The sequence below is a fragment of the Acinetobacter sp. PFS20 genome (assembly GCF_052261015.1).
Taxonomy (GTDB): domain Bacteria; phylum Pseudomonadota; class Gammaproteobacteria; order Pseudomonadales; family Moraxellaceae; genus Acinetobacter.
In genome coordinates this window covers 3444997-3458126 of record NZ_JBPVZE010000001.1, presented here as the reverse complement: position 1 = coordinate 3458126, position 13130 = coordinate 3444997, and the positions used below count along the sequence as shown (strand labels likewise).

The window sequence follows — 13130 nt, the reverse complement described above, 5'->3', positions numbered from 1 at the left end:
GAGATTTAGACATGGAGGATAACTTTTGAAATTTAGATCAAAAATAGATTGGTGGCTTTTATTAATATTTGTTGTTATCACTGCCAATATCCTTATGAAAATTTATGAAGCAAATCATCATTATTCTTTAGCTTCAAATTTTCCACATCTCATCATTTATAGTTTAATCATTTTTCTTATTTGGCTTCCCATCTTTAATACTTGTTATTTGGTAGAGAACGACACTTTAATGATTAAGAGTTTGGTATTCCGATGGAAAATTAATATTAATGATATTACCCAAATAGAGCCTACTCATAATCCACTTTCATCTCCAGCGCTCTCATTAGATCGGCTTAAAATTTATTATATGAAAAATGGAGAAATTACTTCAGTGATGATTTCACCAAAAGATAAAGAACGTTTTTTGCAAGCCATAAACAAAAGACTCCATTAAAGTTGCTTGTTTAATTGCAAACATAAATTACGCTATTTCCATGACGACAAAAAATAAATGGAGATAACCCATGACGACACGTTTTTTACTGCCAGTTTTAGGCACTACGGTTTTAATTACATTAGCTGGATGCGCTTCATCCTCGCAATATCCGATTACTGAGAGTTATGGTCCAGATCCAAAATTACCTGAACCTAAATCAAGTTTATTTCCCACTGTTAATATAGCGCCAGCAGAAGGCTGGCCGAGTGGGGTAATGCCAAAACCCGCAGAAGGTTTAAAGGTAAAAGCATTTGCCAAAGGACTTGAGCATCCACGTTGGCTTTATGTATTGCCGAATGGTGACGTATTGGTTGCGGAAACAGATGCTCCGCCTAAACCAGAAGATAGCAAAGGCATTAAAGGTAAAATTATGTCTTTTGTGATGAAGCGGGCAGGCTCATCTCATCCAAGTGTAAACCGTATTAGCTTACTTCGTGACACCAATGGAGATGGCGTCGCTGACCAGAAAACGGTATTTCTTCAAAACTTAAATTCTCCATTTGGTATGGCATTGGTTGGTAATAACTTATATATCGCCAATACGGATTCGCTTGTGCGTTTTCCTTATCAAGAGGGTGAAACTCAAATTACAGCCAGTGGAACCAAAGTGTTGGATTTACCGGGTGGTCCTTTAAACCACCATTGGACCAAAAATGTAATTATTAATCCAGCTGGTACAAAGCTCTACATTACCGTTGGTTCTAACAGTAATGTTGCTGAAAATGGTCTAGATCAAGAAAAAGGCCGTGCACAAATTACAGAGTTTGACATCGCAAGTGGTCAGTCACGCCCATTTGCAACAGGACTGCGTAATCCTAATGGTATGGCTTGGCAACCGCAAAGTGGAAAACTTTGGACGGTTGTTAATGAGCGCGATGAAATTGGGAGTGACCTAGTACCTGACTATATGACGTCAGTCCAAGATGGAGCTTTTTATGGCTGGCCATATAGCTATTATGGTCAACATGTAGATGTGCGAGTAAAACCACAAAATCCGGATATGGTTGCTCGTGCAATTAAACCCGACTATGCACTAGGTAACCACACGGCTTCTTTAGGTCTTGCATTTTACACAGCTGAACTCATGCCGCAATTTAGAGGAGGCGCATTGATCGGCCAGCATGGTTCTTGGAACCGTAAGCCTCACAGTGGTTATAAAGTCGTTTTTGTACCATTCAGAAGTGGTCAACCCTCTGGTCCACCACAAGATATCTTGACCGGATTCCTGAGTGATAAAGGCAAAGCGTATGGTCGTCCTGTGGGGGTAGCAATTGATTTTTCAGGTGCCGTATTAGTTGCAGATGATGTAGGTAATACGATTTGGCGCGTTTCACCGGTTGCCGAGACAACTTATGAAGTTCCAATGAAACATGCTATTGGAACCCCGCCAGGCACACCATAAAGTCTATCAAAAATAATTGATTAGCACGGGCGGCCTTTAGGCTTTATAGAGGCTCGCCCAAATGGCTATTATTTAATTTTTAAATAATTGAACAAAAAAAATACTAATTGGACTTTATAAGCCAACTTCTCAAAAATGAATATGTGAAAACGATAATGATGTTTAAGGAACAAACACATGAATACACATATTCGAATTGCCGTGGTCGGTGGTGGTATTGCTGGTCTGGCTTTAGCAAGTAATTTAAGTAAACATGCCCATTTAGATGTGCAAATGTTTGAATCTGCACCTCAGTTTTCTGAAATTGGGGCAGGGATTTCTTTTGGTGCCAATGCGGTCAAAGCCATTGAACTGTTAGGTTTAGCCAACGAATATCACGCAATTGCAGATAAAGTATCACCACCATTTCAAGATGTTTGGTTTCAATGGCGCAATGGTTATACCGATGAATATTTATCTGCATCTATTGCGACAGATGTAGGGCAGTCATCTGTTCATCGTGCTGATTTTCTAGATGCCATTATTCCTCACATGCCTACGCAAAATGTGCATTTTTCTAAACGCCTAGAGGCGATTGAAGAACAAGATGATCAGGTAATTTTGCACTTTAATGATGGTAGTCAGCATGAGTGCGATTATTTGATTGGGGCTGATGGTATCCGCTCGGTGGCGCGCCAATATGTTTTAGCTTCTCATCATTTACCACTAGTTCATCCACGTTTTTCAGGAACTTGGGCATATCGTGGAATTATTTCTTACGCTTCATTTAAAGAAGCTTTGCAGCAAATAAATGGCGATACAGATTTAGCAGATATTCCCCAAATGTTATTGGGTAAAGATAAACATATTTTAACGTTTCCCATTCGTAAAGGTGAGCAAATTAATATCGTTGCTTTCTGCTCAAACCGTGAAGATACAGTACTACCAGCCGATACACCGTGGACTAAGCCTGTCGATAAAGCTCAAATGCTTTCCGATTTTTCAGACTGGAGTGAAAGCTGCCAAACATTACTCGGTTTAATTGAACAGCCTACCATTTGGGCTTTACATGAAATTGAAGAGCTTTCGACTTATCAAAGTGCCTCAGGTCATGTCATTGTCATGGGCGACGCTGCACATGCGATGTTACCCCATCAAGGTGCAGGAGCAGGACAAGGTCTTGAAGATGCATTAATCCTTGCAGCATTATTGTCGACAAAAAACTTGCAAGCAGATCAGTTAACCGATGTGTCTTCAATTTATGAAAAGCTCCGTTTAAAACGTGCTTGTCGTGTTCAGCAAACTTCTCGTGAATCTGGCGAAATTTATGAGTGTTATTCGACTCAGTACCCAACATTTGCCGAAATTGGTGAACATCTTGAACATCGGTTTGATTGGTTATGGCAGCACGACCTAGAACAGGATGTTGCAGAAGCAAAGCAACAATTACATCAGCTAGGAATGGCAACCATTTAAATAAATTTTTGTTTTACACACAATTTGCTAAGGAAAGCAATTATGGAAAAACTAAATGCAAATCAATTGATTGATGATGCAAGATTAACGCCATTACATTGGCGGGTGATCTTGCTGAGTGCGCTCATTATTATTTTTGATGGCTATGACTTAGTCATTTATGGTGTTGCATTGCCTAAGCTTATGCAACATTGGCAGTTAGATAGTATGACTGCTGGATTGCTGGGCAGTGTTGCATTATTTGGCATGATGTTTGGTGCCATGATTTTCGGTAGCTTAGCCGATAAATTAGAGTCTTATGGCTTTAGCCGTAAGCGTTTAATTATGTTGTGTGTCCTTATTTTTAGTGGTTTTACGGTGTTATGTGGTTTTGCCAACAGCCCCAAAGAGTTTGCCATTTACCGTTTTATTGCTGGTCTTGGTTTGGGCGGAGTAATGCCGAATGTTATTGCTTTAATGACCGAGTTTGCCCCAAAGAAATTACGATCAACTTTGGTATCACTCATGTTTAGCGGCTATGCGATTGGCGGGATGAGCTCAGCGCTTTTAGGCATGTGGCTGGTTCCTAAGTTTGGTTGGCAAATCATGTTTATTTTGGCGGGCATTCCACTCATTTCATTACCTATTATTTGGAAATTTTTACCCGAATCAATCGATTATCTGGTTCGCCAGAAAAAATGGAATGAGGTACGTGACTTACTTCAACAATTAGCACCACAACAAAGCATAACTGATCATACGAGCATCGTATTACATCAAGAAAATCAACAAACTACGGCTCGACCTTTGGTTGCTCTATTTACTGAGAATCGTGCTTTAGTCACTGTGTTTTTCTGGCTGAGTGTATTTATGGCTTTACTCATGGTGTACGCGCTCGGTAACTGGATACCAAAACTCATGGTCGAGGCCGGATATGATTTATCAACCAGTCTGGTCTTTTTATTGGCACTAAACTTGGGCGGGATGTTGGGTGCAATCGGTGGAGGATACTTTGCTGATCGTTTTCACCTAGGCAAGGTCATTTGTTCACTCTTCTTAGCGGGTGCAATTTCACTATACTTGCTGAGCTATGCTTTACCCATGGTCATTTTATATCTCTGTATAGCCGTTGCAGGAGCGGCATCTATCGGCGGGCAAATTTTATTGCTGGCTTATATGGCTCAGTTTTATCCTTCACCAATTCGCAGTACTGGCATTGGTATGGCTTTAGGGGTAGGTCGTATTGGGGCAATTTTAGGTCCGATTTTATGTGGTTGGCTTTTAAGTTTGCACCTACCTATTGAATATAATTTTATCGCGTTAGCCATTCCTTGTGTGCTGGCAACCTTAAGTGTTATTGCCATAAGTATTTGTAATCGAACCAAACGTGTAATGCTAAATTCAAGTCTATCTCCATAAGAATTAAGCATTTTTATTCCTGAAAAAGGAACTAAACTCTAAGCAAAGAAGTTAAAGTCTTTGTTTAGAGTATTTAAAGGATCAGAACCATGGATTTAGGTTTGATTAAAGTTTTTGTTTGTATTTATGAGTCTCGTCATATTAGTAAAGCTGCTGATAAATTGAATTTGAGCCAGCCTTCTGTGACTTATAATTTGAACCGTTTACGCCGTCAGTTAAATGACGAGTTGTTTACCCGAAGCAGAGGTGGCGTCGAACCGACAAAAGTTGCACATGAGCTTTATCCAATTTTTCATCAAGCAATTTTTAATATTGAGTCAGCGATTGCTCAAGCACAGGAATTTCATCCTCAAAACTCCAATAAAACTTTCCGAATCGGACTGTCCGACGCAGGGGAGATTTGCCTATTGCCTAGTCTTATGGCCTTTTTGCAGAAAACAGCGCCCTATATTCAAATTGAGATTGAAGAGATTCTGTCGTCTAAGGTTGAACAGTGGCTTATTGATGGCTTTTTAGATCTGGCCGTATTTAATAGTACGCAGACCATAATGCCTAAAATAGAAACACGTACTTTATTTGAAGAAAGATATGTATGTATTGCTAGAGCTAACCATCCAAGGCTACAACAGCAACTGACATTAGAGCAATATTTGCAAGAAGATCATGTTGCGATTAAATCATCAACAGGGCATATCCAAGTTGAGCAATATTTAAAAACAATGGATTTGAAGCGACGAATTCGTTTAGAGGTTCCACATTTTAGCGTTTTACAAGGTGTTTTGCAGAGCTCAGATATGTTGGTGACCTTACCATCGCGAGCAGCTCGGCATTATTTAGCTCATGGTAATGTCCAAATGTTTGAATTACCTTTTGCCATGGATTCTTTTAAAGTGAGCTTAAACTGGTTTAATCGTAGTGATGATATTGTTGCCAGAAAATGGCTGATTCAATCTGTCGGGCAAATATTTGAGGTTTTATAAAACTACTTAACGCTATTTTAAATCTCATTTTCAGTGGAATGGGGAATATTTGAGAATTTAAAGTTCTTTCCAATTTATTATTAAATTTTGATAGCATTCGCGTTATACACAATAAGAACTGTATATGAATTATGACAGATCAATTAAGAACAAAATTTGAAAATTTAGAACTGAACGCTGGTTTGGGAAAAATCAGTGCTTTCATTTCAATGTCTTTAAGCTTGTTGTGTTTATTTGGGGCATTGTGTTTTTTATTTCCCAGTGTATTAACGACTCCAGAACTCCGTCCTCTTTACGCAAAACATTATCATCTTTTTTATTATGGGCTGATCACAGGCATTATTATTAGCTCTGGTTTCGGTGCATTTAGTGCAATTGTGCGTCAAAACAGATATGGCTTTTATGGACTATGTTTTTCACTTGTAGCAGCGGTTTTGGGCTGTGGTGTAATTGAAGCACCCGTTTTACCAAGTGTGCCGTTTTATGCAGGTATCGATTATTTTGTACTGACTTTATTTATTTTAGCGTTCATTTTTATTCCACTTGAAGGTTTTTTTGCTAAAAATCCTGAACAAAAAATATTAAGAGTAGGGTGGGTGACCGATATGAAATATTTCATGGTCAGCCATATTGGCATTCAATTATTTAGCTTTTTAACCGTCATGCCAATTCAATATTGGATTACGCATCTACCTGATAATCCAATTGTGCCTTATGTACAAGCTCAACCAATTTGGCTGCAATTTATTGAACTATTAATTGTAGTCGACTTTACAGTGTATTGGTTGCATCGCGCTATGCATGAAGTTAATTTCTTATGGCGCTTTCACGCAATTCATCATTCAACTGAATATATGGATTGGTTAGCTTCTTCTCGTCTGCATATCATTGAAGTGCTAATAACTCGCTTTATTGCGACATTACCTATTTTCCTGTTGGGCTTTCATACTTCAGCTGTTTTTGCTTATTTAGTTTTTATTTCGTTTCACGCTATTTTTATTCATTCCAATGTGCGTTTTCGTTTTCCCTATTTGCGCTGGATTATCGCTACGCCAGAATTCCACCATTGGCATCACTCTTCAGAAAAACCTGCCATTGATAAAAATTACGCTGCGTTTATTCCATTTTATGATGTCATTTTTAAAACCGTCTATATGCCTAAACATTTGGCGAGTGTATATGGAACAGTGGGCTATAAAATCCCAAATAGTTTTATAAAACAGTTTACTTGGCCTTTTAAAAAGTACGTAAAACGGTTTTTGAAACCTTGGCGTGATCAATAAAGCTTCATTTTTAGCTTATAAATGTAGAATGGATAAATAACATGTTTAAGCATTCTTCTTGGCATCTGCCGCTGCAAAATGAGCCATTTGGTCAGCATACGCTTTTTGAAAAGAAGGGCGTATAGTGGCTCTTTGAACATATGCGAGACAATGGGGAAACTCTGTTAATCCATCAAATCTATTTACCAATCGTAATACGTCAGCCATAACAATGTCAGCAATAGAAAATGACTGCGTTAGCCATTCTCGCTCAGCAAGAATTGACTCCATATGTTGGAGTCGAGAGTGAAGAAAGGCATCAAATTGTTCGTGGGTGGGAGTATCTGTCTGAGCATTAGAAAATTTTATTAAAGCCCAAGGAAGGCTCGCCATTTCTACTGAATTAAGCGCTGCAAATAACCATTCTATAACTTCATTACGCTGTTTTGGATTGGTAGGTAAAAGTACATCGCTACGTTCACCCAAATAAAATAGGATAGCGCCACTTTCAAAAATTGAAATATCACCATCTGTTAACCAAGGAACTTGCCCAAAAGGTTGGTGAGAAAAATGATCATCTCCTCGTTCATAAAAAGATACGCTATTTATTTTATAGGGCATTTTTGCCTCTTCTAATGCCCATCTTATCCTTATATCTCTTACAAAACCTCGTGGTAATTCTGGAACCCAGTCAAAAGTTGTCAAAATGAAATTATTCATAATAAATTTCCTTATATTTTATGATGATAACTAAAAAATCCTTTTGAATATTCTATTTGTTTTGTATCGAAACTCATCTTACGAGTGAATTTTGATATTAAAAATAGTCTAACGAATTTCAACAGACATCAATGTAGTAATCGGAAGCTAAATTATTTATTTAAGTATCATTTATTTTAAATTATTTAAGTCAGCTTCATTTGAAACTGACTTTTTAACACATCCTTATTTACTTTTAATATTTTTAAAAATCATTAGAAGGGCAATCAGTGCAAGCCCAATAATTAAACTCATATAAATATTGGCACTGTTCATAAGTCCGATTTTACCCACAAAGTAGCCTGCCAAAATTGCTGGAACACTAAAAGCCAAATAGCTTTCAACAAAGAATGCAGCCATTAAACCTGCACGTTCTTCTGGTAAAGCGAGAGGCATGACAGTACGAATTGCTCCCATGAAAGCTGTACCAAAACCCACTCCGGTAATAATAGAACCAATAAGTAGAACCACGGCACTTGTAAAATTGATCGCTAAAAATAAAACGGTTGCACCAATAATGATGGATAAGGTGCCCGTGAGCAAAATACGAAAATTGGTGGATTTTCTAAGCGTCAGAATTCCTGCCGCACCTGAAAGGGCGAGCGCCATAAACATACTGCCGTTTAGCCAAGCTGAAGATGTCTGAAAAATTTTTGCCAGTAAAGAGGGCATAAGTGATAAGAAAAAACCACTCACCATCCAAAGCGCAATATTAATAGGGCTAATACTTAATAGAGCACCTCTTGCTTGATGAGGAATAGCCATGTTGGGTTTTAATGAAGCCAGAGCTCCTGATCTTTTACGTACAGTCTCAGGGTTAAAGAAACTTAGAATAAGTTCAAATGCAAACAAAACACATAAGAGTTCAAAAACCAAATGTAAGGGTTGAGCTGAAAATTGCAGAATAAAACATGTAATAAAAACGCCTACTGCCATGCCGACCATGGGAGCAATACTATTAATTAGGGAACCATGATGCTTACTAAAATCTAAAATTGCAGCTCCAATTGCAGAAACGGCAAGACCTGTTGCGATACCTTGTAGGCCACGCGCAATAAATAACATAGAAACATCTGAGGCAAAAAGAAAAAAGCTCATTGAAGCGATTTGCAAAAAAATTGCTGAAATAATGACGGGCCGACGTCCGATATAATCAGATAAAGAACCAATAATGAGTAAAGAAGCAAGTAAGGTAAACGCGTAGGTCGCAAAAATTAAAGTTAAGATAACAGGCGAAAATTGCCATATCTGCTGATACAAACGATATAAAGGCGTAGGGGCACTAGACGCCGCCATAAAGGTCATCAGCGTGATTGTGTTTAAGGTCAACGCTACTGTTGAATCTAACTGAAAAACTGATCCAGACCGTTTTGAACTTGAATTGTTCATATAAGATGAATAACATAAAAGCGAATATTTAGCTTTTATACATGATTTTTACACTAAAGCAAATCATTAGCTTTAGTGTATTTTGTATATACAAATATTATTTTAATCGTTTTTATTGAAGTAGAGCTAATTAATGGCAAAAGTTGTTACTGGGTTACGCCCGGGTGGTCGTAGTGAAAGAATTCAAACAGCAGTTCATCAAGCAGTAAAAGAGCTTCAAAAAAACTTGGAGCAAAGCCAAATTACTATACCCATGATTGCTGATGAAGCAGGTGTAACACCTTCTACCATTTATCGTCGTTGGGGAGATATCAATCAGTTATTTTCAGATGTAGCCCTTAATGAACTGAAACCCGATATGGAGCCAAAAGATTTAGGCTCATTTCAACTTGATATCACGACATGGGTGGAACAATATTTCGAAGAGTACTCTTCTGAAGTAGGGCAAACATTACTACGAGATTTGCTATATGCAACTGAATCTTCAAACGCTCGAAAGTGCGAAACTTTAATCATTCAACAACTTGATATTATTCAAGCTAGAGCTAAGGCGCGTAGTGAATTAACTATAGAAAATCAAGAAATTATCGAAGCTGTGATTGCACCTATGTTATTCCGCATCTTATTCACTGATCGTACATTAAGCTTAGACTATGTCCATATTTTATTAAAACGGTTATTTAAGGCCCACCCTAATTTTAATTAATTTATCACATCTTATTAGTGTAATTTTTTAACAGGAAATAGACATTTTCTCTTGTTAAAAAATTATATATCAATTTTTCTTATTATTTTTAAATTAAATTTTCATAATTTATAATTTACATGTATTTAATAAAATCATTTATTTAATAAATGGTAGTTCTAAATCAGTTAAACAAGTTCTTAAAGCCAATTTTATTAACTTAAATAGGTTCTAATTTTAATATAAACAATAATTTAATCTTATTTTTAATAAATTTTATAATTTTTTAAATCTTAAAATAAAAAGTATTCTATATAAATTAATGCATGATTTTTGAATTTGACATTTTTTAAATTTATAACACAGGGTGTTTTTTATTCTTTACAATGGCTTTTCCTTGTTAAAGCGGCTTGTGGTGCTAGCTTTATATTTTATTTTTTTATCCCCATCGAAAAGGTATTTAGATAATGGATTTCAATACCCTTGACCAAGAAACGGTACAGAAAAAACAGAAATTTCACCAAATTTTGTATGTACAGGTCATTTTTGCAATTATTTTGGGCATTTTAATTGGTCATTTTTACCCAGAACTTGGCGAAAGTTTAAAACCGCTTGGTGATGCATTCATCAAGATCGTTAAAATGATTATTGCTCCCGTCATCTTTTTAACAGTTGTTACAGGCATTGCCAGTATGACAAACATGAGCCGTGTGGGCCGTGTAACTGGTAAAGCAATGCTTTATTTTCTGACCTTCTCAAGCTTGGCTCTTGTGGTTGGTATGATTGTGGCAAATATTATCCAACCGGGTAAAGGCCTTAATATCGATCCTGCTACCTTAGTCAACGACAAAGTAAATACTTACGTTGAGAAGGCACATGCAACAAATATTACCGATTTCTTCATGAATATTATCCCGCAAACCTTAGTCAGCCCTCTGGCTGGTGGCGAGATTTTGCAGGTGCTATTTGTAGCAGTGCTATTTGGTATTTCGTTGGCTGCTTTAGGTGACCGAGCACGCCCAATTACCGATTTTTTAAATAACTTAACAGCTCCAGTTTTCTATTTAGTTGGTATGTTAATGAAGCTTGCTCCAATTGGTGCTTTTGGTGCAATGGCTTTCACGATCGGTGCTTATGGAATCGAATCAATTGGTAATTTATTACTGTTAATTATGACGTTCTATATTACTGCGGTGTTATTTGTCGTAGTAGTCTTAGGAGCAGTAGCTCGTTATAACGGTTTTTCAATTATTCATTTAATTCGTTATATCAAAGATGAACTGTGGTTAGTTTTAGGAACAAGTTCTTCAGAAGCAGCTTTGCCATCTTTAATGGACAAAATGCAAAAAGCAGGTTGTGAAAAATCGGTGGTAGGTCTAGTCATTCCAACAGGTTATTCATTTAACCTCGATGGTACAAATATCTATATGACTATGGCTGCTCTATTTATTGCACAAGCTTGTAATGTAGATTTATCAATTAGTGAACAAATTGCATTGCTTCTTGTTGCAATGGTAAGTTCTAAAGGTGCAGCAGGGGTGACTGGTGCAGGCTTCATTACTCTGGCTGCAACTCTATCGGTTGTGCCAGCTGTTCCTGTCGCGGGTATGGCTTTAATTCTTGGTATCGACCGTTTTATGTCTGAATGCCGTGCGTTAACAAACTTAGTTGGTAATGCTTGCGCAACAATTGTGGTGGCACGTTGGGATAAAGCTTTAGATAAAGATCTTCTTGATAAAGCATTAAAGAACCCTAAAGCAGATTAACCTTACAAAAAAATCTGTAGCTAAGGGCAATTTGGGAGAGTAGCCCTGCTACAGATTTTTTATTTAATAACTAAAAAATATATTTTAATTAAGCCATTCTAAAGTTCTGCAACATTACTCGTCTTTAAAAAAGACAGTACTGTAATTAAAATCAAATCGTGAAAAGTTATGCTTTTAAATGATCCTCAAACTCTTCACCTAATTGCATCGCTAATGAATTACCTGCTAACTCACAGGTCACCAAACCATATTCTTTTTTAAAACTAAAAGTAAAACCTTTCCCGTCAGCGAGATTTTTAACTGAATACCCTAACTTTTCTAACCAAATACGAAACGCAATCAAATTTTTAGCTTTAACAACCTTTTTCACGTGAGAACTCCTTCTATCCGTGGCATTACATCTTATTTATTAATAGGGTTTTAATAAGATTTTTTAAAGGGGTAAAACTTTTTTTTATTTTGCAACTTGTAAAAAATTGAGTAAATATTTTATCTTTATAAAAATATAAGTGCGCTATATAGCTAAAAAATAATAACTTTTTATTTAAAATCAGCTTTTTTTGAGTGTTTTTAAAAAATATAAATTCAACAATATTTTTAAAATAATGAGCAAATAAAAAACAGAGTAAATGTAAAAAATAATTACAGGCAACAGCTAATAAGCAAAAAGATACAGTTTTTAAAATAAAACCATATCTTCTTTTTTAAAGCTTAATTTTAGAAATTATCTTTGAGAGCACGTAAGTGTGCAAAGTCTTCAACACTTTCTGCACGAAGAAAAGGGTTGGTTGCTAATTCAAGCTCAATCGTACTTGGTAGTGTGATTAAACCTTGTTTACGTAGCTCACGGACTTCTTCAGCCCGTTCTGATAGGGCATAGTTGTGCGGTTCTACCGTTAAAGCAAATTCGGCATTTGAAAGCGTGTATTCATGTGTGCAATAAACTTTTGTGCTAGTCGGTAATGCTGCTAGACGGCTCAGTGAGTGATACATTTGTTCAGCTGTGCCTTCAAATAATCGACCACATCCCATTGCAAATAAAGTATCACCACAAAATACAGCTTCTAATTCCTCAATGAAATATACAATGTGCCCTAGGGTATGACCTGGAGTTGCAATAATCTCTACTTTTAAATCATTAAATTTTAGATGATCATCATGTTGTAAGGGGTGAGTAATTCCCGGAATCTTTGTGAGCTCATCACGTGGACCATACACAGTAATATTTTGGGCAGCCGTTAAATCAGCAACACCACCTATATGGTCTTTATGCCAATGAGTAAGCCAAATTTGTTTTAAATTTAACTGATGCTTTTGACAAAATTGGGTGACTAATTCTGCTTCTGTTGGGTCAACTGCTACAGCTTCTTGGGTTTCAGTATCTTCTAAAATCCAGATATAGTTTTGGAGGGCATTCTGCACATCAATAAAATGAATTCTATAACGCATTGTTTTATCCTGAAACTAAATCCAAAGAGTAAATGAATAATAATGACTAAATCTGATCATACCAGAAAATGGTATTGAGCCATGTACTCAACTGTCTTTAAGAAAAG

The 13130-nt window shown here is 36.7% G+C and carries 12 protein-coding genes; 8 read left to right on the top strand and 4 right to left on the bottom strand.

Features of this window, described 5'->3' with window-relative positions; translation table 11 throughout:
- The first annotated feature begins 25 nt into the window (after positions 1–25).
- From ACS125_RS16350 to ACS125_RS16325, 6 genes are all read left to right on the top strand, one after another.
- Positions 26–436, top strand: a complete 411-nt coding sequence (locus tag ACS125_RS16350) for a PH domain-containing protein (RefSeq protein WP_443273355.1) — start codon at positions 26–28, stop codon at positions 434–436.
- Positions 437–506: 70 nt separating this feature from the next.
- Positions 507–1880: a PQQ-dependent sugar dehydrogenase gene (locus ACS125_RS16345; protein WP_443273353.1), complete on the top strand. Its 1374-nt coding sequence runs from the start codon at positions 507–509 to the stop codon at positions 1878–1880.
- A gap of 177 nt (positions 1881–2057) precedes the next feature.
- Complete coding sequence (gene salA, locus ACS125_RS16340) at positions 2058–3335, top strand: salicylate 1-monooxygenase (protein ID WP_443273351.1); 1278 nt, start codon at positions 2058–2060, stop codon at positions 3333–3335.
- A gap of 42 nt (positions 3336–3377) precedes the next feature.
- Complete coding sequence (locus tag ACS125_RS16335) at positions 3378–4733, top strand: MFS transporter (RefSeq protein ID WP_443273348.1); 1356 nt, start codon at positions 3378–3380, stop codon at positions 4731–4733.
- Between the two features lie 89 nt (positions 4734–4822).
- Positions 4823–5713 (top strand): LysR family transcriptional regulator, encoded by an 891-nt coding sequence (locus ACS125_RS16330; RefSeq protein WP_443273346.1) that lies wholly within the window; start codon positions 4823–4825, stop codon positions 5711–5713.
- Between the two features lie 131 nt (positions 5714–5844).
- Complete coding sequence (locus ACS125_RS16325; protein WP_443273344.1) at positions 5845–6996, top strand: sterol desaturase family protein; 1152 nt, start codon at positions 5845–5847, stop codon at positions 6994–6996.
- 45 nt (positions 6997–7041) lie between these two features.
- Here the strand turns inward: ACS125_RS16325 and ACS125_RS16320 are convergent, their stop codons facing one another.
- The gene (locus ACS125_RS16320) at positions 7042–7695 is read right to left on the bottom strand and encodes a glutathione S-transferase family protein (RefSeq protein WP_443273342.1); all 654 of its coding nucleotides are present in this window, start codon (positions 7693–7695) and stop codon (positions 7042–7044) included.
- Positions 7696–7920: 225 nt separating this feature from the next.
- Complete coding sequence (locus ACS125_RS16315; protein WP_192454098.1) at positions 7921–9123, bottom strand: MFS transporter; 1203 nt, start codon at positions 9121–9123, stop codon at positions 7921–7923.
- A gap of 133 nt (positions 9124–9256) precedes the next feature.
- On the opposite strand from ACS125_RS16315, the gene ACS125_RS16310 reads away from it, so the two are divergent.
- Complete coding sequence (locus ACS125_RS16310; protein WP_312821640.1) at positions 9257–9829, top strand: TetR/AcrR family transcriptional regulator; 573 nt, start codon at positions 9257–9259, stop codon at positions 9827–9829.
- A gap of 446 nt (positions 9830–10275) precedes the next feature.
- Positions 10276–11574: a dicarboxylate/amino acid:cation symporter gene (locus tag ACS125_RS16305; RefSeq protein WP_151963151.1), complete on the top strand. Its 1299-nt coding sequence runs from the start codon at positions 10276–10278 to the stop codon at positions 11572–11574.
- A gap of 166 nt (positions 11575–11740) precedes the next feature.
- On the opposite strand, the gene ACS125_RS16300 is transcribed toward ACS125_RS16305, so the two are convergent.
- Both ACS125_RS16300 and gloB read right to left on the bottom strand, forming a co-directional pair.
- Positions 11741–11944, bottom strand: coding sequence for a hypothetical protein (locus tag ACS125_RS16300; protein WP_003652518.1), 204 nt, complete (start codon positions 11942–11944; stop codon positions 11741–11743).
- Positions 11945–12291: 347 nt separating this feature from the next.
- Positions 12292–13023, bottom strand: coding sequence for a hydroxyacylglutathione hydrolase (gene gloB, locus ACS125_RS16295; protein ID WP_174731802.1), 732 nt, complete (start codon positions 13021–13023; stop codon positions 12292–12294).
- Positions 13024–13130 lie beyond the last annotated feature (107 nt).

Coding starts and splice junctions, on each gene's coding strand:
- ACS125_RS16345 (WP_443273353.1), top strand. CDS start 507: ATGACGACACGTTTTTTACTGCCAGTTTTAGGCACTACGGTTTTAATT.
- salA (WP_443273351.1), top strand. CDS start 2,058: ATGAATACACATATTCGAATTGCCGTGGTCGGTGGTGGTATTGCTGGT.
- ACS125_RS16335 (WP_443273348.1), top strand. CDS start 3,378: ATGGAAAAACTAAATGCAAATCAATTGATTGATGATGCAAGATTAACG.
- ACS125_RS16330 (WP_443273346.1), top strand. CDS start 4,823: ATGGATTTAGGTTTGATTAAAGTTTTTGTTTGTATTTATGAGTCTCGT.
- ACS125_RS16325 (WP_443273344.1), top strand. CDS start 5,845: ATGACAGATCAATTAAGAACAAAATTTGAAAATTTAGAACTGAACGCT.
- ACS125_RS16320 (WP_443273342.1), bottom strand. CDS start 7,695: ATGAATAATTTCATTTTGACAACTTTTGACTGGGTTCCAGAATTACCA.
- ACS125_RS16315 (WP_192454098.1), bottom strand. CDS start 9,123: ATGAACAATTCAAGTTCAAAACGGTCTGGATCAGTTTTTCAGTTAGAT.
- ACS125_RS16310 (WP_312821640.1), top strand. CDS start 9,257: ATGGCAAAAGTTGTTACTGGGTTACGCCCGGGTGGTCGTAGTGAAAGA.
- ACS125_RS16305 (WP_151963151.1), top strand. CDS start 10,276: ATGGATTTCAATACCCTTGACCAAGAAACGGTACAGAAAAAACAGAAA.
- gloB (WP_174731802.1), bottom strand. CDS start 13,023: ATGCGTTATAGAATTCATTTTATTGATGTGCAGAATGCCCTCCAAAAC.